This window comes from Rhizobium esperanzae (assembly GCF_014197615.1).
Lineage (GTDB): Bacteria > Pseudomonadota > Alphaproteobacteria > Rhizobiales > Rhizobiaceae > Rhizobium > Rhizobium esperanzae_A.
The window spans coordinates 248,312-269,940 of the sequence record NZ_JACIFY010000005.1 but is presented as its reverse complement, the minus strand read 5'-3'; the positions used below and the strand labels follow the sequence as shown (position 1 = coordinate 269,940).

Below are 21,629 nucleotides of genomic sequence, written 5' to 3'. Positions count from 1 at the left end.
GCATGCAAAAACGCTTGAATTTAGGCATTTCGGTTCAAGACCGCATCGATGATCGATTGCGCGGCTTGAAACGCGGCTTCTATACTCATTTCCGACGTATCAAGCAAGTGCGCATCATCCGCTGGTTTCAAAGGGCTGTCGGCCCGTCCCATATCGCGTTCGTCGCGCCGCTTGACGTCTTCGAAAATCGCCTCGAAATCCGCTGTCGCCCCCTTGCCGAGGATCTCGTCGTAACGGCGTCTGGCGCGCACCTCCGCCGAGGCCGTCACATAGAGTTTGACCGGCGCATCCGGGCAGACGACCGTGCCGATATCGCGCCCGTCGAGCACCGTTCCCGGCGCCTTGCCGGCAAATCGCCGCTGCGCCTCGACCAGCGCCCTGCGCACCGCCGGCATGACGGCAATCTTCGAGGCGGCTTCGCCGATCTCATGTTGCGAAAGTATATCGCGATTGAGCCCGGCGAGTTCAACCTCCCGCGCGATCTTTTCGGCCACCGCCTCGTCATCAAGCGGCAGGCCGGCGTCGAGCAGAGCCTTGGCCGTGGCGCGGTAGGTGAGCCCCGTGTCGAGATGGTGGAAGCCGTACCGCTCGGCGATAAGGCGCGAAAGCGTGCCCTTGCCGGCCGCCGCCGGGCCATCGATGGCGATGGTGAAAGTCTTCAGTGTCATGTGATCCATCCTGCGTCAGGGCTTACGGGCGGAGCCAGGCCCCGGCGCGGAGCCGTGCGTGGCGTAATCCCTTGTAAAGGCGAAGCATTTCCTTCGCAATGCCGGCCTTTGCGGCGACAATTTCCACCCGCATGCGCGACCGTTGCGGCTCGTTACCATATCGGCGCCGGCCGGTCATCCGCCGGCGCCGGAAAAACCCGGCGCTCCGATCATAAAGTTTGGCTTTGACATGGGAAGCCACAGCGATTAAGGGGACCGGCTTATAAATTCCGATGGAACGCCGGCTTGAACGGCATTTGCCGAATCTCGGATTCGGCCATTCTCACGAGGCTTATAGTGGCGAAAGCGGAACTTGGAACCAAGCGTACCGATCCGGAAACCGGCAAGAAGTTTTATGATCTGAACCGGGATCCGATCGTCTCTCCTTATACCGGCAAGTCCTACCCCCTGTCCTTCTTCGAGGAAACCTCGGCGATCGCCGACGTTGCCGAAGAAGACGAGGTTGCGGAAGTCGATACCGAAAACACCGAAGTCGAGCTGGTTTCGCTCGAGGATGCCGATGACGGCGCCTCCGGCGACGACATCCCCGATATGGGCGATGACGATGTCGAAATCGAAGGCGACGACGATGACGACACCTTCCTCACACCCGACGAAGACGATGACGACGACGACATGAGCGACATCATCGGCGTGACCGGCGACGAAGACGAAGTCTGATTCAGACAAATGCCGGCCCGGATGACAAAAAATTTCCGGGTCGGATTTTTTAGGCTTGCCATCTGCGAAAACCGCAAGTAAGAAGCCGCCACCCCAGAGGAAACGCCCTCTGGAGTATCCCAGGGCCGGCCAGACCGGACCACCTTGATGGGGCTATAGCTCAGCTGGGAGAGCGCTTGCATGGCATGCAAGAGGTCAGCGGTTCGATCCCGCTTAGCTCCACCACGCTTCGCCCTTACGGGCTTCGCGTGGCGCAGCCGCGAGAAACCGTTAGGCCGAAGCAGTGCCCGGCATAGCCCGAAGGGCGACGACGGGCTGAAACGCTGATGTGGTACGTCTATATTCTCCGCAGCGTCGATTTTCCCGATCAGGAATACACCGGCTCTACCGCCGATCTGAAACAGCGGCTTACTGCTCACAATACACGCAAATCCAACCACACCGCCAAATTCGCACCATGGAATTTGCTCTGGTATTGCGCCTTCCCCGACAAGCACAAAGCCCTTGAATTCGAAAAATACCTGAAATCGCATTCAGGCAGAGCTTTCGCCGGCAAGAGGCTGGTCCAGCCGAACCCGGATACCGGTCGCCCGGCGGGTGGAATGACCGATTCCGATTAAGTGCCGGCTGCTGCGGTGCCGAAAGCCACTCAGTTAAGTCGTGCAGTCAACTCCGGCAGGCTTGCCCCCAACAACCCGCCGACGCGCCTCGTTCTCTTCACATCTCTTCCGAAGCATAGGCTCCACCCCATCCTTTCCAATCGCCTTTGCCAATTCCTCAATGAAGCGGATGTATCCTCGTTGCCGTAATCTCAGCGATTCGCCTCCAGGACCTCGCCCATGACCAGAGCAAGACGCCGCCGCCTCATTCGGACCCGACGAACCCTGACAGGGGTCGTCCTCGTCGGCGCGATCGCGTTTCTGGCCGGCATGACCGATGCGACCGGGTTGCTGCTGACGGGCGATTTCGTTTCCTTCATGACGGGGAATACGACGCGGGCTGCCCTCGCCCTGAGCGAGGGCAATCTTCATCATGCGGCGGTGCTGATCTCGGCCATCATCGTTTTCGTGCTCGGCAATGCGGCCGGTATCGTCGTCGCCCATGTGTCGCAACGGCGCATTTTCGTCGTGCTCGGCTGCGTCGGCCTCGTCCTGGCGCTCGCCTCGGTGATGACGGCGCAGGAGATGCTATTCGCGCGGTTTTATCTGATCGTTTTTTCCATGGGCATGGTGAACGCCGCCGTCGAGCATATCGAGGGCCTGCCGATCGGGCTGACTTATGTCACCGGCGCCCTGTCGCGCTTCGGCCGCGGCATCGGCCGCTGGATCATCGGCGACCGCCGTGTCGAATGGACGATCCAGATCGTGCCCTGGGGCGGCATGGTGCTCGGCGCCGTCGTCGGCGCCGTGCTGACGCGACTGACGGGCGCCTATGCGCTGTGGCTGGTCTCCCTTTTTGCGATGGTGCTGGCGCTTGCCGCGATGTTCATCCCCCGGCCGCTGCAGCGGCGCTTCAACCAGAAGATCGCACCGAACCGGCACGCCGTCGCGCGCACCAGATGAGACCGTCGCGTTCCTGTCATCGTCGAATCGGATAGGAAGGACCGCCGCCAATCCCCAAGGAGCAGGTCTTGTTCGTCATTTCGAAGCTTGTCTGGATTTTCGCTCAGCCGCTGTCGCTGGCATTCTTCCTCGTCTTCCTTGCGCTCATTGCCGGCCTTCTGCGCAGGCGGACCTTGAGCATTCTCGGCGCGGCCGGTTCGGCCCTCATCCTCTTCATCACGCTCTACACCACGGCCGGCAATCTGCTGATGCAGGGTCTCGAGCAGCGCTTCGCAAAACCCGCCGCCGATCCGGAAAACCTGCAATGCATGATCGTGCTCGGCGGCGCCTTCGAAAACGAGGTGAACACCGCGCGCCATGGCATCGAATTCAACGCCGCCGCCGACCGCTTCGTCGAAGCCCTGCGGCTCGCGCAGAAATTTCCGCAGTCACGCATTCTTGTGTCGGGTGGTGACGGCTCCCTCTCGGGCGTTTACGAGGGCGATGCGGCGGCATCCGAGCGCTTCTTCCCGCTCTTCGGTGTCGGCAAGGATCGCCTGATCGAGGAGACACAATCGCGCACCACCTTCGAAAATGCGGTCAATACCAAGGAATTCCTGGCAAGCCAGGGGTTGTCCCATTGCCTGCTGATCACCTCGGGCTTCCATATGCCGCGCTCCGTCGGCATTTTCCGCAAGCTCGGCATCGATACCGTGCCCTGGCCGACCGATTATCGCACCGACGGTGCGGTGAGGCCGGGGTTGGATTTCACCCAGCCGAACCTCAATGCGCAGAACATGGCGACCGCCATCCGCGAATGGTATGGCCTGGTCGGTTATTATCTCGCCGGCCGGACGTCGGAGCTCTATCCGCGCTGAGCTATTTCTTCGAGATGGTGACGAATTTCGTGCCGCGCACACGGGCCGTGACGATGCAGGGATCGCCTTCGGTGCGGTCGCAGAAGCGCGGATGCATCTTCATCGCCAGCACCATGTTGCCGAAGCGCTGGACGAAGTCGTAGCCATAGATCTGCGCTGTCGCGATCATGAAATAACCGCCTTCGGCGACCTGCAGGTAGAAATTATAGGTGCAGCCGTCGTCATTGCATTGCGGCCCCTTCTGCCCGTCGCAGGTCAGTTGGCCCTCGTTGACCACCGCATCGATCAGGCCGTCATTGTTGATGTCCTGGCGGGTGACGAAGCCATCGGCGAATTCGGCCGTCTTGCACTGCTCCTGGAAATGTTTCTTCTCGTAGATCTCGGGATCGGAGATCAGCGATTGCTGGCCGAAGGCCACAGCCGGCATGATCACCAGCAGGAGAAGGTTCAGAACGGCGAGCACCAGCGTTTTCACGGCTTTCCTCTTTTGGACAAAGGCTCTGCAGCCTGATGCATGTCCCCGGAAGTGCGCAGCGGTTTGGGGTGACGACATGCATCGAATAAAGACATCGGCTTTATGGCCGCACCGCCTTGCGCCGCCCTTGCCGCCGTGGTTTTTGGTGAAACATTCCGCGGTTCCGGGGCTCGCATGTCTTTGCTCGTCTATCTCGATTATGCCGGCATTGCGCTGTTTGCCGCCACAGGCGCGCTTGCCGCCTCGCGCAAGCAGCTGGATCTGATCGGTTTTCTGTTTTTCGCCATGGTGACGGGAACGGGCGGCGGCACAGTGCGCGATATCGTGCTCGGCCGCGTGCCGGTCTTCTGGGTGCTGAACCCCGCCTATATCCTCGTCTGCTGCATCGTGGGTGTCATCGTTTTCTTCACCGCCCACCTGCTGGAATCGCGCTATCGCCTGCTGATCTGGCTGGATGCGATCGGTCTTGCCGCCTATTGCGTGCTCGGCGCCGCCAAGGGCCTCGCCGCCACCGGTTCGCCGACGATCGCGATCGTCACCGGCACGCTGACGGCGACCTTCGGCGGCATTCTGCGCGATCTGATGGCAAACGAGCCTTCGGTGCTCTTGCGGCCGGAAATCTATGTGACCGCGGCCCTCATCGGCGCCGGTGTGTTCACGCTCGCCAATGCGCTCGGAATGCAGCTCTATCTGGCGTCTGCCTGTGGCGTCGCCGCAGCCTTTGCGGTGCGCGGCGGAGCCCTATGGTTCGGTTGGACCTTCCCGACTTACAGACACAAGCCCGGTCGCCACCCCGACGATGTCATGTGAAGGCGCTCGAGGGCGTCAGCCCTGCTTTGCCCGCAGGCGGATCACCACGTCGACATGGGCGATCTCCATGCCTTCAGGCGGCTCCGGCAGATTGCCGATCGTCAGGTTGCTGACGGGAATGTCGAGCACCTCGTTCTGACCTTCGACGAAGAAATGGTGATGATCGGAAACATTGGTGTCGAAATAGGTCCTGGCGCTCTCGACGGCGAGAACGCGGATGAGGCCGGCTTCGGTGAACTGGTGCAGCGTGTTGTAGACGGTTGCCAGCGAAACCGGCACGCCGGCGGCAACCGCCTCTTCGTGCAGTTCCTCGACGGTCAAATGCCGGTCCCCCTTGGCAAACAGGAGGTCGCCGAGCGCAACGCGCTGGCGGGTGGGACGCAGGCCCGCGCCGCGCAGCCTTACCTCTATTGCGATCGGGAGTGCACCCGTCATCAAGACCAACTCCGGTTATTCCTGCATAAAGCAATCATGTTTCTTCAAGCGGTATAACTTTTGCATCGGAGCCTTTCAATAGTTCAATGGGGACAAGAGCCTGATAAACGCGGCAAAAACGGGCTTTTGGCGTAAATAGGTCTGGTCGCGGCCCTGGCCTTCCTGTATTCGACCACCAAATAATGGCGTAAGCCTGGTCCGGGACGATGAAGGAGCCGCCTTGCTCGTGCTTCATTTTCTGAGGAACTTGGACTAAATGTTGACATCCATCGGCTTCACGCGGGGGGAAAAAGAAAGTTTATGACGACCAGACAGTCCAGCTTCTCGTACGACGAACTCATTGCCTGCGCACATGGCGAGCTGTTCGGCCCCGGCAATGCGCAGCTTCCCCTGCCGCCCATGCTGATGGTTCACCGTATCACCGATATTTCCGAAACCGGCGGCGCCTTCGACAAGGGCTACCTCCGGGCCGAATACGACGTACGTCCCGACGACTGGTATTTCCCTTGCCATTTCGAAGGCAATCCGATCATGCCGGGCTGCCTCGGCCTTGACGGCATGTGGCAGCTGACCGGCTTCTTCCTCGGCTGGCTCGGCGAGGAAGGCCGCGGCATGGCGCTTTCAACCGGCGAAGTGAAATTCAAGGGCATGGTCAAGCCGCATACGAAGCTGATCGAATATGGCATCGACTTCAAGCGCGTCATGCGCGGCCGTCTGGTCCTCGGCACCGCCGACGGCTGGCTGAAGGCGGACGGCGAGACCATCTATCAGGCGGCCGACCTTCGCGTCGGTCTCTCGAAAGACAAGACGGCCTGAAACCGCATTTCAAGCGGTTCACGAAACAAAAAAGGTTTGATCAGATGAGACGGGTAGTTGTCACGGGTCTGGGTGTCGTGTCCTCGATCGGAAGCGACGCCGCCGAAGTCACCGAGTCCTTGCGCCAGGCAAAGTCGGGTATTTCCTTCTCCAGCGATTTCGCCGAGCACGGCTTCAAGTGCCAGGTCTGGGGCAGCCCCAAGCTCGGCGCGGCGGAGCTGGCCGAACTGGTCGATCGCCGCGCCATGCGCTTCCTGTCGCAGGGCGGCGCCTGGAACCATGTGGCCATGAAGCAGGCGCTTGCCGATTCCGGCCTGGAAGAGAAGGACTACGCGCAGAACGAGCGCGCCGGCATCATCATGGGCTCCGGCGGTCCGTCGACCCGCACTCTGATCGAGGCGGCCGAGATCACCATGAAGAACAACAGCCCGAAGCGCATCGGCCCCTTCGCCGTGCCGAAGGCGATGTCTTCGACCGCATCGGCCACACTCGCCACCTGGTTCAAGATCCACGGCGTCAACTATTCGATCTCGTCGGCCTGCTCGACGTCGGCGCATTGCATCGGCAACGCTGCCGAGATGATCCAGTGGGGCAAGCAGGACGTGATGTTTGCCGGCGGCCACGAGGATCTCGACTGGACGATGTCCAACCTCTTCGACGCCATGGGCGCCATGTCCTCCAAGTACAACGACACGCCCGATACCGCCTCGCGCGCCTATGACGCCAACCGCGACGGTTTCGTCATCGCCGGCGGCGCCGGCGTGCTGGTGCTCGAGGAGCTGGAGCACGCCAAGGCCCGCGGCGCCAAGATCTACGCCGAGATCGTCGGCTACGGCGCAACCTCGGATGGTTACGACATGGTCGCCCCCTCGGGCGAAGGCGCCATTCGCTGCATGCGCCAGGCGCTCTCCACGGTCAAAGGCGATGTCGACTATATCAACACCCACGGCACCTCGACGCCGGTCGGCGACAGCAAGGAAATCGGCGCCATCCGCGAGGTATTCGGCTCCAAGATCCCGCATATCCAGTCGACCAAGTCGCTGACCGGTCACTCGCTCGGTGCCGCCGGCGTGCAGGAATCGATCTATTCGCTGCTGATGATGCAGCAAGGCTTTATCGGCGAAAGCGCTCATATTTCCGAGCTCGATCCCGAATTCGAAGGCGTGCCGATCGTGCGCAAGCGTATCGACGATGCGAAGATCGATATCGCCCTCTCCAACTCCTTCGGCTTCGGCGGCACCAACGCCACGCTGGTCTTCCAGCGTTATAACGGATAACAAAATGACGGGAATCATGCAGGGTAAGCGCGGCCTCATCATGGGCGTCGCCAACAACCACTCGATCGCCTGGGGGATTTCAAAAGCTCTCGCCGCACAGGGTGCGGAACTCGCCTTCACCTATCAGGGCGATGCGCTCGGCAAGCGCGTCAAGCCGCTGGCTGCCGAAGTCGGCTCGGATTTCGTGCAGCCCTGCGATGTCGAAGACGTCGCCTCGGTCGATGCCTTGGTCGATGCGATCGAGCAGCGCTGGGGCAAGCTCGATTTCATCGTTCATGCCATCGGTTTCTCCGACAAGAACGAGCTGAAGGGTCTCTACGCCGATACCACGCGGGAAAATTTCAGCCGCACCATGGTCATTTCCTGTTTCTCCTTCACCGAGATCGCCAAGCGCTGCGCTCCGTTGATGGAAGACGGCGGTGCGATGCTGACGCTGACCTATAATGGTTCGACGCGCGTCATCCCGAATTACAACGTCATGGGTGTCGCCAAGGCAGCGCTCGAGGCTTCGGTGCGTTATCTCGCCGCCGATTACGGTCCGCGCGGCATCCGCGTCAACGCCATCTCGGCCGGCCCGATCCGCACGCTCGCCGGCGCCGGCATTTCCGATGCCCGTGCCATCCTCTCCTGGAACCAGCGCAATGCGCCGCTGCGCAAGACCGTCACCATCGATCAGGTCGGCAATTCGGCGCTCTACCTGCTCTCCGACCTTTCGGCCGGCGTCACCGGCGAAATCCACTTCGTCGACGCGGGTTTCAACGTCACTTCCATGCCGATCCTGGAAACGTTGCGCGGGGCGGACGTGGAGTAAAGGCTGTCATACTGCTGAATCTGGGCCGTGCGCACAATAGTGCGCACGGCCTTGTTGTTTTTGTCGGGATGAATTATACCAAAAAAGAATTTGAGGCGGTCAGTGGAGCGAAACAGTCAGAAGATTATCGCCAGGCTGAAGCGAGAAGGCTTCGAAGTGGTTTCGATCAAGGGATCGCACCACAAGCTTCGGCGGGGCGGTCAGAGCATCATTGTTCCGCATCCGAAGAAAGATCTGCCGATCGGCACCGCCCTTGCGATCGCAAAACAAGCCGGATGGAATGTGAGTGACAAACCATGAAATATTTCATCGCCCTCGTGCACAAGGACATGGACAGCGCTTTCGGCATCAGCTTTCCGGATCTACCGGCGGTATTCTCGGCTGCCGATGAGGAAGAAGACCTGACGGCGAACGCCATCGAAGCGTTGCGCCTCTGGGCGGAAGATGAAACTCTGCCGACGCCTTCCTCATATGATGAGATCAGTTCACGGCAGGATATCCGCGAGCAACTGGCCGGCGGTGCCTTTCTGACGCGTATTCCCTTCATCGAGGATACGACACGCACCGTTCGAGCCAATGTCACTTTCGACAAAGGCATGTTGGATGCGATCGACAGGGCCGCCAAAGAGCGCGGCCTGACCCGTTCGGCTTTCCTTGCGAGTGCTGCCCGCAAGGAAATCGAAGCCGCGTAAAGCTTATTTCTTCGCCCACAGCACCTTGAAGCGGGCGTTGCGGCAGGTTTCGCCGCTTTCCCGGAAATTCGCCGCCAGGACCGGCTCGTAAGGCAGGCCGCGATTGGCGACCAGCATCAGTCGGCCGCCGCCGCGAAGAGCGGATGCGGCGGTCTTGATCAGCGTCTGGCCGAGCGCCGGCTCGGCGGCGTGCCCTTCATGGAACGGCGGGTTCATGATGACGAGATCGTATTTGTCCTTGACCGGCTCGCCTGCCAGATCGTGCCAGAAGAAGCGCGCAGGCGCGTTCGGGCAGTTCTCCGCCAGATTGTCCCTGGCGGCCTCCAGTGCCGCGTGGTCGGCCTCGTAGAGGTCGAGACGGGTCAATCCGCGCGATCTCTGCGCCAGCTCGACGGAGAGGTAACCCCATCCGGCGCCGAAATCCGCAACGTCGCCGGTAAAATCCTGGGGCAGCCGCGAGGCGAGCAGTTCCGATCCGGCATCGATCCGATCATGCGAGAACATGCCGGCGGTGGCATTGAAACGGCCGTCGACGCGCACCGGCGCCTTTGCCAGTTTGGAAATGATCTCTTGTGTCTCGGCAGGGCGGCCGAACCAGAAGGCGACACCGTGATATTTCGGCATGTGGTCGATCGCGAGACCGAACCCTTCGAGACGCTTGCGCAGCGGCTGGATGCCGTCTTCCTTGGCGCCGGCAACGACGATCAGGCCGCCGACTTGAGTGCGGGCGATGGCCGCGGCGAGATTGGCCTCGTTCTCGCCCTTGTGCTTGGTGCAGAGCACCAGGGCGGCATCATAGCCCTCGCCGTCGATCTCGGGCTTTGCTTCAATCCGCTGCGCCAGCAGCTGCCGATAGAGCGGCCGGAAGCCCTGGACGGCGCTGAGCGAGGCGGCAAAACCGTCAGGCAGCGCAAAGCCTGCCTCGGCGCCGAGGAAGAGCACGCGCTCGCTTTCGCCGGGCGCCTGGACTGTGCCGCTGGCAAAGGGATGGAACAGGGTCTTCAGCGTCTCACGGCTCATGGGTCTCGTCTCGTTAAAGCATGTCGCGCAAAATGTGCGAGCGGTTTTGCGGCCACGACATGCGCAAAACCAGGATACAAAAAGGGCGCGGAAGATTCCCGCGCCCGGAATGAAATCTGAAAGACGCGGCTTATTCGGCCGCTTCTTCCTTCTTCTTCTCGTTCGGGATTTCCTGGCCGGTGGCCTGGTCGACGACCTTCATCGACAGGCGAACCTTGCCGCGTTCGTCGAAGCCGAGCAGCTTGACCCAGACCTTGTCGCCTTCCTTGACGACGTCCTGGGTCTTGGCAACACGCTCGGAAGCAAGCTGCGAGATGTGGACGAGGCCGTCGCGGGCGCCGAAGAAGTTGACGAAGGCGCCGAAGTCGGCGGTCTTGACAACCGTGCCTTCGTAGATCTGGCCGATTTCAGGCTCGGCGACGATCGAGTGGATCCACTTGCGGGCCGCTTCGATTTCCTTGCCGGAAGAGGAGGCGATCTTGACGGTGCCGTCGTCTTCGATGTTGATCTTCGCGCCGGTCTTTTCGACGATTTCGCGGATGACCTTGCCGCCGGAGCCGATGACTTCGCGGATCTTGTCGACCGGGATGTTCATGACTTCGATGCGCGGAGCGAATTCGCCGAGCTGGCCGCGGCTTTCGGTGATGGCCTTGGCCATTTCGCCGAGAATGTGGGCGCGGCCGCCCTGGGCCTGGCCGAGAGCGACCTTCATGATCTCTTCGGTGATGCCGGCGATCTTGATGTCCATCTGCAGCGAGGTGATGCCGTCGGCAGTGCCTGCAACCTTGAAGTCCATGTCGCCGAGGTGGTCTTCGTCACCGAGGATGTCGGAGAGGACGGCGAAACGATCGCCTTCCAGGATCAGGCCCATGGCGATACCGGCAACCGGCTTTGCCAGCGGAACGCCGGCATCCATCAGTGCAAGCGAGGTACCGCAGACGGTCGCCATCGAGGACGAGCCGTTCGACTCGGTGATTTCGGAGACGACGCGCAGCGTATAGGGGAACTGCTCAGGCGTCGGCAGCATCGGACGGATTGCCCGCCATGCGAGCTTGCCGTGGCCGATTTCGCGACGGCCCGGGGAGCCCATGCGGCCGGTCTCGCCAACCGAGTAGGGAGGGAAGTTGTAATGGAGCAGGAAGCGCTCCTTGTACATGCCCGTCAGGCTGTCGACATACTGCTCGTCTTCGCCGGTGCCGAGCGTGGCAACCACGATCGCCTGCGTTTCACCGCGGGTGAACAGCGCCGAACCATGGGTGCGCGGCAGGAGGCCGACTTCCGAAACGATCGGACGAACGGTTTCGAGGTCGCGGCCATCGATGCGGCTCTTGGTGTCGAGAATGTTCCAGCGGACGATTTTCGCCTGCAGATGCTTGAAGATCGCGCCGACTTCCTCGGCCGTGTACTTGGCTTCGCCTTCCTCGGGCAGGAAGTGTGCCTTCACCTTGGCCTTGACGGCGTCGACGGCGGCGTAGCGGTCGGCCTTCTGGGTGATCTTGTAGGCCTGGCGAAGTTCACCTTCGGCAAGGCCGAGCATCTCGGTTTCGAGAGCGGAGTAGTCTTCCGGCTGGAAGTCGCGCGGCTCCTTGGCGGCAACTTCGGCGAGCTTGATGATCGCGTCGAGAACCGGTTGGAAGCCCTTGTGGCCGAACATGACGGCGCCGAGCATGACTTCTTCGTTGAGTTCCTTGGCTTCGGATTCAACCATCAGCACGGCGTCGTAGGTGCCGGCGACGACGAGGTCGAGGCTCGATTCGTCCATCTCGTCGAGATGCGGGTTGAGAACGTATTCGCCGTTGATGTAGCCGACGCGGGCACCGCCGACCGGGCCCATGAAGGGAACGCCGGAGAGCGTCAGCGCTGCCGAGGTGGCAACCATCGACAGGATGTCCGGGTTGTTTTCAAGGTCGTGCTGGATGACGGTGACGACGACCTGCGTGTCGTTCTTGTAGCCTTCCGGGAAGAGCGGGCGGATCGGGCGGTCGATCAGGCGGGAAACGAGGGTCTCGTTCTCGCTCGGACGGCCTTCACGCTTGAAATAGCCGCCGGGGATCTTGCCGGCCGCATAGGTCTTTTCCTGGTAGTTGACGGTGAGCGGGAAGAAGTCCTGGCCGGGCTTCGGCGCCTTGGCCGAAACGACGGTGGCGAGAACGACGGTTTCGCCGTAGGTGGCGAGAACGGCGCCGTCGGCCTGGCGGGCGATCTTGCCGGTTTCGAGCTTCAGCGGGCGGCCGGCCCACTCGATTTCGACTGTGTGTGTATCAAACATGACTTGTCCTTCAGTGCGGGAGCACGCGCCATCGCCGATATCAGGGCGCAGCGCACAGTCGACCGCAAGCAATGTGACGTATCACGGGCAAGACAACGAGAGGCTTTTATCTCAGCTTCCCCAGGGAACCCAGTTCCCGGGAAACTGGGCCAAAGCTCTGACAAGCCTTGGCCGAAAGCATCCGGCAATCCTGCCCCATGACAGGTCAACGGTTGGTTTGGCAGAACCGGCCCATCCGGGTCTGCCGATCTTTCCACCGCTTGGAAAATAGGGCGCGGCTGGAACATTTCATCGGGAACCGTGTCCCGAAACAAGATCCGGCGGGCGCTCGGAAAGCGCCCGCCGGACAATCTTAGCGGCGGATACCCAGGCTGGAGATCAGCTTGGAATAACGGCCTTCATCCTTCTTCTTGAGATAATCAAGAAGCGAGCGGCGGCTCGAAACCATCGTCAGCAGGCCACGGCGGGAATGGTTATCCTTCTTGTGGTCCTTGAAGTGTTCGGTCAGGTTGTTGATGCGTTCGGTCAGGATCGCGACCTGAACCTCAGGAGAACCAGTGTCGCCTTCGGCGGTTGCGTATTCCTTGATCAGCGCAGCCTTGCGCTCAGCAGTAATCGACATCGGGTGATCCTTTCTAAGAGAGGAGATAAAAGTCGCCAAAAGCCGGGATGCCGTCCAGCTTTGGCCGTGAATGCAAACGGGCGTACCCGATGCTGGCGCTGCCTATAAACCAAATATGGATCGATGGAAAGAGGGGTCGTCCCCGGCAGCTTCAACGGCCCGCCATGGCGCCTCGGATCATCCCGTCATAGGCTGAAGGATCCTGCAGCATGGCGAAATGGCTCACATCTTTCAGGATGACGAGTTTGGCGCCCGGAATCTGCTTTGCCATCATTTCCGTATGGTCGAGCTTGACGGCTTCATCGTGATCGCCGATGGCAAGCGTGACCGGCACCGAGATCTTGGCAAGATCGGCGGCCGTCCAGGCCGGCTGGGTCGCCCACATCTGAGAGATCTGCTTGACGAAGGCGTCGTATTCGTTCGGCGTCGGCGAAAGCTTGCGGTACTGTTCGCCGGCGACGTTGATGTAGTTGTTGAAGGTCGCGTTGTCCATGACGTCGGGCTTGACGCCGTCGGTCGTGACATTGGCCGCCTGGGCAATGACGCGGGTCAATTTTTCCGGATGTTTCATCGCCATGTCGATGCCGATGATACCGCCGTCCGACCATCCCACGAGCGTCACCTTGTCGATCTTCAGATAGTCGAGAAGGGCGACATAATCCGATGTCATCAGGTCGTAGCCGAAGGGCTGCTGGCTGCGCGTCGACCGTCCATGGCCGCGGCTGTCGGCAACGATGACCAGGTGATCCCTGGCGAAATCGGCGACCTGGTGGCCCCAGACCTCGGCATTTCCTAGTCCGCCGTGAATGAAGAGGATCGGCTCGCCTTCGCCATATTCGGCGTAATACATCTTGATGTCGTTCACATCGGCCATGCCGCTTGTCTTGGCCGCCGGCATCGAAGGAAAGGCCGGAAGCTCGGCCCAGCGCTCGGCGGATTGAGCGCCGGCAACGGTCACGAACAGTGAAAAGAGCGTCAGTGTTGCGACAGCGGTTACGCGCATATTCTTCCCCTCGGCCGTTATGGCCCCCTCGGGCGGCAATCGCCCCTCGGGCGGTAATCGCCCCTCGGGCGGTATCGCCCGAAAGGAAGATATCGCATCACTGCCGGCTGACAATCGCCGACACGAACAAATACTTCAGCCGAAAACGCGCTTGGGGCGGAACTCGCCCTGGCCGATCTCGCCGATCGCAATCAGCCTGCCGCGGGCCGTCGCATAGGCTTCGCTTTCGGCAACCGGCGCATCGCGGCCGCGCACCAGGATCGGGTTACCCATCTTCAGCCGGTGCGCCTGGTCGTCGTTGATGACGAGGTGGGGCAGGGCCGAGAGCGCCTCGCAGGTGTCGATCAGCAGTGCGTCGAGGGCTGCCAGCCGCTCGTCCATATCTTCGATCGCCTCCAGCGCCACGAGATTGGCGAGCGGCACCATGGCCTCTTCCGCGAAGGGCGCGACGAAGGTGCGCCGCAGCCCGGACACATGGCCGTAGCAGCCGAGCTCCCGGCCGAAATCGCGGGCGAGCGCTCTGACATAGGTGCCCTTGCCGCATTCCACTTCGAAATGCGCGGTATTGGCATCCGGGCAGGCCAGCAATGTCAGCCGGAAGATATCGACCTCACGCGAGGGGATTTCGACGACTTCGCCTTCGCGCGCCAGATCATAGGCGCGTTCACCCGATATCTTGATGGCTGAAAACTGCGGCGGCACCTGGCTGATGGTGCCGATATATCCAGGCAGGATATCGCGGATCTGCTGTTCGCTGGGGCGCTTGTCCGAGCTTTCGGTCACTTCGCCCTCGAGATCGTCGGTGGCGCGTTCCTCGCCCCAGCTGACCGTGAATTCATAGACCTTGCGGCCGTCCATCACATAGGGAACGGTCTTCGTCGCATCGCCGAGCGCAATCGGCAGCATGCCGGAGGCGAGCGGATCGAGCGTGCCGGCATGACCGGCCTTCTGCGCCTTGTAGAGCCACTTGATCTTGGAAACGGCTTCCGTCGAGCCGAAATCCACCGGCTTGTCGAGGATCAGCCAGCCGGAAATCGGCCGGCCCTTGGGTTTGCGTGGTTTGGACATCAGTCTCTTCTGTTTATTGTTCGTCATTATCGCCGTCGAGGTCGCGGCGCACCTCGGGCGAGCGCAGCAGCTCATCGATCTTCTTGTAGTTGTCGAAGCTGGTATCGTCGCGGAAGCGCACCTCCGGCATGTATTTCATCTGCCGAAGCTGCTGCCCGAGCCGGCCGCGGATAAATTTCGCATGACGGTTCAAGGCCTCGATGACGATGCTGTGGTCGGAAACGCCGAGCGGCGTCACGTAAGCCGTGGCGATCTTGAGGTCGGGCGACATGCGCACTTCCGAGATCGAGATCACGGTCGCTTCGATGACGTCGTCACGCACTTCGCCCCGCTGCAGCACCTGGGTGATTGCGGCGCGAACCTGTTCGCCAACGCGCAGCATGCGCTGCGAAGGCGCGGAAGAAGTTGCTCTGGTCATTGTTATCTCTATTTGCCGATGCGGCTGGGAATCGAACCCGTCAAAGGAGAGCGTCCATGACTCTTTTGGCCGAAAAGGTCAAGGCGGCTGATGCCCGAAAGCCATCCGCCGGCTGGCGAATGGCTTTCGGAAAGCTGATAGCGTGCGCAGCGGTTTAGAGCGTGCGCGTGATATGCTCGACGCGGAAGCACTCGATGACGTCGCCGGCGCGCATATCCTCGTAGTTTTCGAAGGCCATGCCGCATTCCTGGCCCATCGGCACTTCGGACACTTCGTCCTTGAAGCGCTTGAGGGTCTTGAGCTTGCCTTCGTGAACGACGACATCGTTGCGGATGAGGCGCACGCCCGCACCGCGTTCGACCTTGCCTTCGACGACACGGCAGCCTGCGACCTTGCCGACCTTGGTGATGTTGAACACCTCGAGGATTTCGGCATTGCCGATGAAGGTTTCGCGCCGTTCCGGAGATAGCAGGCCCGACATCGCTGCCTTCACGTCATCCACCAGGTCGTAGATGATGTTGTAGTAGCGGATTTCGATGCCTTCGCGCTCGGCGAACTGGCGTGCCTGGGTATTTGCACGAACGTTGAAGCCGATAATGGCGGCGTTCGAAGCTTCGGCGAGCGAGATATCCGACTCGGTGATGCCGCCGGCGCCCGAATGGACGATGCGGGCGCGGACTTCGTCGGTGCCGAGCTTTTCCAGTGCGCCGGCAATTGCTTCGATCGAGCCCTGCACGTCACCCTTGATGACGAGCGGGAACTCCTTGATGCCGGCGCTCTGGCGCTGCATCATCATCTGTTCCAGCGAGCCGCGCTGTCCCGACTGGCGGGCAGCCGCCTTGTCGCGGGCAAGACGCTGACGATATTCCGAGATTTCGCGGGCGCGGCTTTCGCTTTCGACGACGGCGAACTTGTCGCCCGCCTGCGGCGTGCCGGAGAGACCGAGAACCTCGACCGGGGTTGCCGGGCCCGCTTCCTTCACATGGTCGCCCTTGTCGGTGACCAGCGCACGCACGCGGCCCCAGACGTCGCCGGCGACGATGATCTGGCCCGGACGCAGCGTACCCTTCTGGACGAGCACGGTCGCGACAGAACCACGGCCGCGGTCGAGCTGGGCTTCGATGACGGTGCCTTCCGCCGTGCGGTTCGGATTGGCCTTGAGATCGAGTATTTCCGCCTGCAGCAGGATCGCCTCGAGCAGCTTGTCGAGGTTTTTGCCCGTCTTGGCCGAAACTTCGACGTCGAGCACTTCACCGCCCATGGATTCCACGAAGACTTCGTGCTGCAGCAGCTGGTTGCGGACCTTCTGCGGATCGGCCTCGTGCTTGTCGACCTTGTTGATCGCAACGATGATCGGAACACCGGCCGCCTTGGCGTGGTTGATCGATTCGATCGTCTGCGGCATCACGCTGTCGTCGGCTGCAACCACCAGGATCGCGATGTCGGTCGCCTGCGCACCGCGGGCACGCATCGCCGTGAAGGCGGCGTGGCCGGGCGTGTCGATGAAGGTGATCTTCTGACCGTTCTGCTCCACCTGATAGGCGCCGATATGCTGGGTGATGCCGCCGGCTTCGCCGGAGACCACGTTGGCATGGCGGATGGCGTCGAGCAGCGAGGTCTTGCCGTGGTCGACATGGCCCATGATGGTGACGACGGGCGGGCGCGAAACCAGTTCGACATCCTCGTCGGACACGTTGAAGATGCCGAGTTCGACGTCGGATTCCGACACGCGCCTGACCGTATGGCCGAATTCGCCGGCGATGAGTTCGGCAAGGTCGGCGTCGATGACGTCGCCCGGCTTCATCATCTGGCCTTCCTTCATCAGGTACTTGATGACGTCGACGGCGCGTTCGGACATGCGCTGCGACAGTTCCTGAATGGTGATGGTCTCGGGCAGAATCACTTCGCGCGAGATCTTCTCGCGGGTTTCCTGCATCTGGCCGCGGCGGAACTTCTCCTGCCGGCGGCGCATCGCCGAGAGCGAACGACCGCGGGCATTGTCCTCGCCGTCGACGTTGGCAGTGGAGATCGTCAGCTTGCCGCGACGGCGTTCGTCATCGGTCTTCGGACGGGTCGTGACCGGCTTTGCCGGTTCCGGGCGAACGACGCGGCCACGCACCGGACCGCCGCGTGCGGCACCGCCACGATCGTCGTCTTCCTTTTCGTCGCGGCGGCCGCGAGCGGCGCCGGGGGCAGCAGCGCCCGCTGCCGGACGGGCAGCAGAAGGTGCTCCAGCCGCATCGGGCCGGCGGGCGGCAGGTGCCGACGAAGCAGGCTGCTGCGGACGCTGCGCGTCGGCGCGTGCTTCGGCCGGAGCAGGTGCTGCGGCTGCCGGTTCGGCAACGGCGGCCGGTGCCTCGGCCTGCCGGATAGCCTCTTCGGCGGCCCGGCGGGCAGCTTCTTCGGCTTCGGCTGCCTTGCGGACAATCTCTTCGGCGGCCCGGCGCTTTTCTTCCTCGGCGCGGCGGATCGCATCCTGGGCGTCACGCGCCTGGGCGTCGGCAAGCGCACGGCGGCGGGCGTCCATCTCTTCCGGCGACAGATGGTTCAGCACCACCGGGCGCGGACGATCGTTCTGCCGCGGCGCCTGGTGGGACTGCTGCGGACGCTGGTTCGTCTGGTTGTTGCTCGGCTGAACCCGCGGTGCCGGTGTCGGCTGCTGCGGGCGGGCCTGCACGGGTGCGGGCGCCGGTTCGGCTGCACGGACAGGGACCACCGGAGCGGCTGGTGTAATCGGCTTTTCGTCTTCCGGACGCATCGGGCGCCGCTTGCGGGTCTCGACGACGACCGCCTTGGTGCGACCTCGACCCATATCCTGGCGAACGGTGCCCTGACTCATCCCCGATGGTTTCAGGGTAAGCGTCTTTTTGCCCGTCACGCTGATTGTCTTGTCGTCGTTGCTATCGGTCATTCGTTCCCGTTCCTTCGGACAGGGAGCGATGACTAGATCAGACCCTGTCGTTCAAATACTGTCGATCAATGAGAATTGGACCGGCCGATGCCGGTGACCGCCTCATTGTTTTTGCCGGCCAGCGCCGCCCGCTGCCCGGGACTGACCGCCAATACGGTACTGTTCGAGCATCTTTGCGCGCTTCACTACACCTTCACCCGCCTGCCCCGCAAGCACTGCGGCATGGATAAAAGCATTCTGGCCCATCAGGCCTTCCATTTCGCTCTCCGAGAAGAGACGGAAGGAAGGTATCTCCTCCTCGGTCTCCATTCCGAGGTGCCAGGCCTTGCGGGCCTGGTCGATTTTCCGCACGCCGTCGTCGGCGGCATCGGTTGCATGGAACACCGCAAGGGCTGCTCCGCTTCTGACAGCGGCATCCACTTTCGAGGACCCGCTGACGAACTGGCCGGCTTTGCGCGCCATGTTCATCATCTGCATCAACTGCGCTGCGAGCAGCCGGTCGACGCCAGCGCCGAGATCGTCCGCCGCCTTCACATCCATTTTCAGCGCGCGGGCGAAGAGTTTCTTCGCCACCGCCCTGTCGACCAGCGACCGGTCGATCTTCACCCAGCATCCGCGTCCCGGAAGCTCACGCTTCAGGTCGGCGACAACCGTTCCATCGGGAGCGGCAACGAAGCGGATCAGCTCTTCCGGCGATCCGCTTTCGCGCGTCACGATGCACATGCGTCCGTTCACGTCATAACCTGCAAGATCGTCGTCCTCATCAGGGAGAGCGTCCGGCTCATGCGCGGTCATCATGCTTCTTGTTCGGCTTCAGCGTCGGTGACCTCTTCTTCGGCCTCCTTCGCCAGATCCTCTTGCGTGATCCAGCCGGCCGAAAGGCGGGCCTGGACGATCATCTGCTCGGCCTCGACGCGCGAGACGTCGAACTTCGAGAACAGGCCTTCGAACTTCTTCGTTTCGCCGTTCTTGCGTTCCGTCCAGCCGACGAGATCGTCGGCGGCGCAACCGGCAAAGTCTTCGATCGTCTTGATGCCGTCTTCGCCGAGCGCCACCATCATCTGGGCGGTGATGCCGTCGATTTCGCGCAGTTCGTCCTGAACGCCGAGCGCCTTGCGCTTCTCGTCCATCTCGGCTTCGAGACGCTCGAGGAATTCGCGGGCGCGCTGCTGGATTTCCTGCGCCGTCTCTTCGTCGAAACCGTCGATCGAGGAGATTTCATCGAGATCGACGTAAGCCAGTTCTTCAACCGCGGCAAAGCCTTCTGAAGCCAGAACCTGGCCGACCATTTCGTCGACGTCGAGCGAGTCCATGAACAGGTTGGTGCGCTCGTTGAATTCCTTCTGACGGCGTTCCGATTCTTCGGCTTCCGTCATGATGTCGATGTCCCAGCCGGTCAGCTGCGAGGCGAGGCGGACGTTCTGGCCGCGGCGACCGATCGCAAGCGACAGCTGCTCGTCGGGAACGACCACTTCGATGCGCTCGGCATCCTCGTCGAGAACGACCTTGGCGACTTCGGCCGGCTGCAGGGCGTTGACGACGAAGGTCGCCGGATCCTGAGACCACGGAATGATGTCGATCTTCTCGCCCTGGAGCTCGCCGACGACGGCCTGGACGCGCGAACCGCGCATACCGACGCAGGCGCCGACCGGATCGATCGAGCTGTCGTTCGAGATCACGGCGATCTTGGCGCGCGAACCGGGATCGCGGGCGACCGACTTTACCTGGATGATGCCGTCGTAAATCTCAGGCACTTCCATGGTGAACAGCTTCACCATGAACTGCGGATGCGTGCGCGACAGGAAGATCTGCGGGCCGCGCTGCTCGCGACGGACGTCGTAGACATAGGCACGGACGCGATCGCCGTAGCGGACGTTTTCGCGCGGGATCATTTCGTCGCGGCGGATGATGCCTTCGCCACGGCCGAGATCGACGATGACATTGCCGTATTCGACGCGCTTGACGGTGCCGTTGACGATTTCGCCGGTGCGATCCTTGAATTCGTCGAACTGGCGGTCGCGCTCGGCTTCACGCACCTTCTGCACGATCACCTGCTTGGCGGACTGTGCGGCGATGCGGCCGAAATCCATCGGCGGCAGCGGATCGGCGATGAAATCGCCGAGTGCGGCGTCCGGGTTGCGGTCGCGGGCGAGTTCCAGCGGGATCTGCGTCGAATAATCCTCGGCCTTGTCGACGACTTCGAGCAGGCGCTGCAGACGGATTTCGCCGGTCTTCGGATTGATGTCGGCCCGGATGTTGGACTCGGTGCCGTAACGGGAGCGTGCCGCCTTCTGGATAGCGTCGGCCATTGCGGCCAGCACGATCTCGCGGTCGATGACCTTTTCGCGCGCCACTGCATCTGCGATCTGCAGAAGTTCGAGCCGGTTCGCACTGACTGCCATTGTCTTGTTTCTCCGTCTTTACTCCAGGGTTCCCGTCCCTGCAGCGGTCTGTTGATCGGTTATTCCTGGTCGTCCGCGTCGTTCTGGTTGGCGGCCTGGGCTTTCGCCAGCTTGTCGGCGCGCAACGCGTCGCGGATCAGGTCGTCGGTCAGAATGAGCTTCGCATCGCTAAGCGCCGTGAAGGGAATGGTGACCTTCTGCTCTTCCCCGTAAGCGACCTGGTCACGCTCGAGCGTGAAACCATCTACGCCTGCTTCGACGATCTTGCCGCGGAAGCGCTTGCGATTGTCGATCAGGATCGACGTTTCGCATTTCACAAGGTGGCCCTGCCAGCGGACGAAATCGGATTTCCGCACCATCGGACGGTCGATGCCGGGCGAAGACACTTCGAGATGATACTCTTTATCGATCGGATCTTCCACATCGAGGACCGGAGAAATCGCCATCGAGACTTCTTCGCAGTCCTGAACCGTCATCGTGCCGTCGTTGCGTTCGGCCATGACCTGCATCGTCGCGCCGTTCTGGTTCAGCATCCGGACGCGGATAAGCCGGAAGCCCAGTCCGACGAGCACGGGTTCGATGATATCGGCAAGACGCTGGTCGAGCCCGGTTTCGGTAATCAGCCGCGGCTCGACTTCGTTGCCTGCGTTTGTCATGTCCGACAAGCGGTGCGCTCCTCGCAATTTCATGCTTTTTAGGGATCGCGCTAATAAAAAAGAGCGGGTCCTTGCGGCCCACTCTTCATCAAGCGATCAAGAATTTGAGAGCCATATAGTCGGGTTTTTCCGAAATT

23 protein-coding genes and 1 tRNA gene are annotated in these 21,629 nt (G+C 61.7%); 11 read left to right on the top strand and 13 right to left on the bottom strand.

Features of this window, described 5'->3' with window-relative positions; genetic code table 11:
- Positions 1–20: 20 nt before the first annotated feature.
- Entirely contained in the window at positions 21–668 is a 648-nt protein-coding gene (gene cmk, locus GGD57_RS09625; RefSeq protein WP_184469085.1) for a (d)CMP kinase, read from the bottom strand.
- A 336-nt stretch (positions 669–1,004) separates the two neighbouring features.
- On the opposite strand from cmk, the gene GGD57_RS09620 reads away from it, so the two are divergent.
- The 5 genes from GGD57_RS09620 to GGD57_RS09600 all read left to right on the top strand — a co-directional run bounded on the left by GGD57_RS09620 (position 1,005) and on the right by GGD57_RS09600 (position 3,807).
- Complete coding sequence (locus GGD57_RS09620; protein ID WP_011423496.1) at positions 1,005–1,388, top strand: TIGR02300 family protein; 384 nt, start codon at positions 1,005–1,007, stop codon at positions 1,386–1,388.
- A 149-nt stretch (positions 1,389–1,537) separates the two neighbouring features.
- Positions 1,538–1,613 (top strand) — tRNA-Ala (locus GGD57_RS09615).
- Positions 1,614–1,714: 101 nt separating this feature from the next.
- On the top strand, positions 1,715–2,008 hold the full coding sequence (locus GGD57_RS09610; RefSeq protein ID WP_184469083.1) for a GIY-YIG nuclease family protein: 294 nt from the start codon (positions 1,715–1,717) through the stop codon (positions 2,006–2,008).
- A 219-nt stretch (positions 2,009–2,227) separates the two neighbouring features.
- Positions 2,228–2,950 (top strand): YoaK family protein, encoded by a 723-nt coding sequence (locus tag GGD57_RS09605; RefSeq protein WP_184469081.1) that lies wholly within the window; start codon positions 2,228–2,230, stop codon positions 2,948–2,950.
- A 68-nt stretch (positions 2,951–3,018) separates the two neighbouring features.
- Positions 3,019–3,807, top strand: coding sequence for a YdcF family protein (locus GGD57_RS09600; RefSeq protein ID WP_184469079.1), 789 nt, complete (start codon positions 3,019–3,021; stop codon positions 3,805–3,807).
- A 1-nt stretch (position 3,808) separates the two neighbouring features.
- Here GGD57_RS09600 and GGD57_RS09595 read toward each other — a convergent pair whose 3' ends face one another.
- Positions 3,809–4,282 (bottom strand): hypothetical protein, encoded by a 474-nt coding sequence (locus tag GGD57_RS09595; RefSeq protein ID WP_184469077.1) that lies wholly within the window; start codon positions 4,280–4,282, stop codon positions 3,809–3,811.
- A gap of 174 nt (positions 4,283–4,456) precedes the next feature.
- Here GGD57_RS09595 and GGD57_RS09590 point away from each other — a divergent pair, with 174 nt between their 5' ends.
- Positions 4,457–5,092: a trimeric intracellular cation channel family protein gene (locus GGD57_RS09590; protein WP_010068690.1), complete on the top strand. Its 636-nt coding sequence runs from the start codon at positions 4,457–4,459 to the stop codon at positions 5,090–5,092.
- A 15-nt stretch (positions 5,093–5,107) separates the two neighbouring features.
- On the opposite strand, the gene irrA is transcribed toward GGD57_RS09590, so the two are convergent.
- Positions 5,108–5,527, bottom strand: coding sequence for an iron response transcriptional regulator IrrA (gene irrA, locus GGD57_RS09585; RefSeq protein WP_085738804.1), 420 nt, complete (start codon positions 5,525–5,527; stop codon positions 5,108–5,110).
- A 300-nt stretch (positions 5,528–5,827) separates the two neighbouring features.
- On the opposite strand from irrA, the gene fabA reads away from it, so the two are divergent.
- The 5 genes from fabA (at position 5,828) to GGD57_RS09560 (ending at position 9,123) form a co-directional block, all read left to right on the top strand.
- Positions 5,828–6,343 (top strand): 3-hydroxyacyl-[acyl-carrier-protein] dehydratase FabA, encoded by a 516-nt coding sequence (gene fabA, locus GGD57_RS09580; protein WP_085735514.1) that lies wholly within the window; start codon positions 5,828–5,830, stop codon positions 6,341–6,343.
- Positions 6,344–6,387: 44 nt separating this feature from the next.
- Entirely contained in the window at positions 6,388–7,620 is a 1,233-nt protein-coding gene (fabB, locus tag GGD57_RS09575) for a beta-ketoacyl-ACP synthase I (protein WP_184469075.1), read from the top strand.
- A gap of 4 nt (positions 7,621–7,624) precedes the next feature.
- Positions 7,625–8,431, top strand: coding sequence for an enoyl-ACP reductase FabI (gene fabI / locus GGD57_RS09570; RefSeq protein WP_184469073.1), 807 nt, complete (start codon positions 7,625–7,627; stop codon positions 8,429–8,431).
- Positions 8,432–8,533: 102 nt separating this feature from the next.
- Complete coding sequence (locus GGD57_RS09565) at positions 8,534–8,731, top strand: type II toxin-antitoxin system HicA family toxin (RefSeq protein WP_184469071.1); 198 nt, start codon at positions 8,534–8,536, stop codon at positions 8,729–8,731.
- Positions 8,728–9,123, top strand: coding sequence for a type II toxin-antitoxin system HicB family antitoxin (locus tag GGD57_RS09560; RefSeq protein WP_184469069.1), 396 nt, complete (start codon positions 8,728–8,730; stop codon positions 9,121–9,123). The genes GGD57_RS09565 and GGD57_RS09560 overlap by 4 nt, the downstream gene beginning before the upstream one ends.
- 3 nt (positions 9,124–9,126) lie before the next feature.
- Here the strand turns inward: GGD57_RS09560 and GGD57_RS09555 are convergent, their stop codons facing one another.
- The 10 genes from GGD57_RS09555 to rimP all read right to left on the bottom strand — a co-directional run bounded on the left by GGD57_RS09555 (position 9,127) and on the right by rimP (position 21,501).
- On the bottom strand, positions 9,127–10,143 hold the full coding sequence (locus tag GGD57_RS09555; RefSeq protein WP_184469067.1) for a class I SAM-dependent methyltransferase: 1,017 nt from the start codon (positions 10,141–10,143) through the stop codon (positions 9,127–9,129).
- A gap of 130 nt (positions 10,144–10,273) precedes the next feature.
- The gene (gene pnp / locus GGD57_RS09550) at positions 10,274–12,412 is read right to left on the bottom strand and encodes a polyribonucleotide nucleotidyltransferase (RefSeq protein ID WP_085735522.1); all 2,139 of its coding nucleotides are present in this window, start codon (positions 12,410–12,412) and stop codon (positions 10,274–10,276) included.
- Between the two features lie 352 nt (positions 12,413–12,764).
- Positions 12,765–13,034: a 30S ribosomal protein S15 gene (gene rpsO, locus GGD57_RS09545; RefSeq protein WP_029531690.1), complete on the bottom strand. Its 270-nt coding sequence runs from the start codon at positions 13,032–13,034 to the stop codon at positions 12,765–12,767.
- Between the two features lie 151 nt (positions 13,035–13,185).
- The gene (locus GGD57_RS09540; protein WP_184469065.1) at positions 13,186–14,037 is read right to left on the bottom strand and encodes an alpha/beta fold hydrolase; all 852 of its coding nucleotides are present in this window, start codon (positions 14,035–14,037) and stop codon (positions 13,186–13,188) included.
- Positions 14,038–14,172: 135 nt separating this feature from the next.
- Entirely contained in the window at positions 14,173–15,105 is a 933-nt protein-coding gene (gene truB, locus GGD57_RS09535) for a tRNA pseudouridine(55) synthase TruB (protein ID WP_085738805.1), read from the bottom strand.
- A 13-nt stretch (positions 15,106–15,118) separates the two neighbouring features.
- Positions 15,119–15,523, bottom strand: a complete 405-nt coding sequence (rbfA, locus tag GGD57_RS09530; protein WP_184469063.1) for a 30S ribosome-binding factor RbfA — start codon at positions 15,521–15,523, stop codon at positions 15,119–15,121.
- A 154-nt stretch (positions 15,524–15,677) separates the two neighbouring features.
- Complete coding sequence (infB, locus tag GGD57_RS09525; protein WP_184469061.1) at positions 15,678–18,434, bottom strand: translation initiation factor IF-2; 2,757 nt, start codon at positions 18,432–18,434, stop codon at positions 15,678–15,680.
- 102 nt (positions 18,435–18,536) lie between these two features.
- Positions 18,537–19,232, bottom strand: coding sequence for an RNA-binding protein (locus GGD57_RS09520; protein WP_179867163.1), 696 nt, complete (start codon positions 19,230–19,232; stop codon positions 18,537–18,539).
- The gene (gene nusA / locus GGD57_RS09515) at positions 19,229–20,836 is read right to left on the bottom strand and encodes a transcription termination factor NusA (RefSeq protein WP_184469059.1); all 1,608 of its coding nucleotides are present in this window, start codon (positions 20,834–20,836) and stop codon (positions 19,229–19,231) included. Before nusA ends, GGD57_RS09520 begins: the two co-directional genes overlap by 4 nt.
- Before the next feature lie 59 nt (positions 20,837–20,895).
- Positions 20,896–21,501: a ribosome maturation factor RimP gene (gene rimP / locus GGD57_RS09510; RefSeq protein ID WP_184469056.1), complete on the bottom strand. Its 606-nt coding sequence runs from the start codon at positions 21,499–21,501 to the stop codon at positions 20,896–20,898.
- Between the last annotated feature and the right edge of the window lie 128 nt (positions 21,502–21,629).

What these genes read in the sequence shown, in the direction of transcription:
- GGD57_RS09605 (WP_184469081.1), top strand. Translation starts at nt 2,228, where the DNA reads ATGACCAGAGCAAGACGCCGCCGCCTCATTCGGACCCGACGAACCCTG.
- infB (WP_184469061.1), bottom strand. Translation starts at nt 18,434, where the DNA reads ATGACCGATAGCAACGACGACAAGACAATCAGCGTGACGGGCAAAAAG.
- fabA (WP_085735514.1), top strand. Translation starts at nt 5,828, where the DNA reads ATGACGACCAGACAGTCCAGCTTCTCGTACGACGAACTCATTGCCTGC.
- GGD57_RS09590 (WP_010068690.1), top strand. Translation starts at nt 4,457, where the DNA reads ATGTCTTTGCTCGTCTATCTCGATTATGCCGGCATTGCGCTGTTTGCC.
- cmk (WP_184469085.1), bottom strand. Translation starts at nt 668, where the DNA reads ATGACACTGAAGACTTTCACCATCGCCATCGATGGCCCGGCGGCGGCC.
- nusA (WP_184469059.1), bottom strand. Translation starts at nt 20,836, where the DNA reads ATGGCAGTCAGTGCGAACCGGCTCGAACTTCTGCAGATCGCAGATGCA.
- GGD57_RS09540 (WP_184469065.1), bottom strand. Translation starts at nt 14,037, where the DNA reads ATGCGCGTAACCGCTGTCGCAACACTGACGCTCTTTTCACTGTTCGTG.
- irrA (WP_085738804.1), bottom strand. Translation starts at nt 5,527, where the DNA reads ATGACGGGTGCACTCCCGATCGCAATAGAGGTAAGGCTGCGCGGCGCG.
- GGD57_RS09560 (WP_184469069.1), top strand. Translation starts at nt 8,728, where the DNA reads ATGAAATATTTCATCGCCCTCGTGCACAAGGACATGGACAGCGCTTTC.
- GGD57_RS09610 (WP_184469083.1), top strand. Translation starts at nt 1,715, where the DNA reads ATGTGGTACGTCTATATTCTCCGCAGCGTCGATTTTCCCGATCAGGAA.
- pnp (WP_085735522.1), bottom strand. Translation starts at nt 12,412, where the DNA reads ATGTTTGATACACACACAGTCGAAATCGAGTGGGCCGGCCGCCCGCTG.
- GGD57_RS09555 (WP_184469067.1), bottom strand. Translation starts at nt 10,143, where the DNA reads ATGAGCCGTGAGACGCTGAAGACCCTGTTCCATCCCTTTGCCAGCGGC.
- rpsO (WP_029531690.1), bottom strand. Translation starts at nt 13,034, where the DNA reads ATGTCGATTACTGCTGAGCGCAAGGCTGCGCTGATCAAGGAATACGCA.
- fabI (WP_184469073.1), top strand. Translation starts at nt 7,625, where the DNA reads ATGACGGGAATCATGCAGGGTAAGCGCGGCCTCATCATGGGCGTCGCC.
- GGD57_RS09520 (WP_179867163.1), bottom strand. Translation starts at nt 19,232, where the DNA reads ATGATGACCGCGCATGAGCCGGACGCTCTCCCTGATGAGGACGACGAT.
- fabB (WP_184469075.1), top strand. Translation starts at nt 6,388, where the DNA reads ATGAGACGGGTAGTTGTCACGGGTCTGGGTGTCGTGTCCTCGATCGGA.
- rbfA (WP_184469063.1), bottom strand. Translation starts at nt 15,523, where the DNA reads ATGACCAGAGCAACTTCTTCCGCGCCTTCGCAGCGCATGCTGCGCGTT.
- truB (WP_085738805.1), bottom strand. Translation starts at nt 15,105, where the DNA reads ATGTCCAAACCACGCAAACCCAAGGGCCGGCCGATTTCCGGCTGGCTG.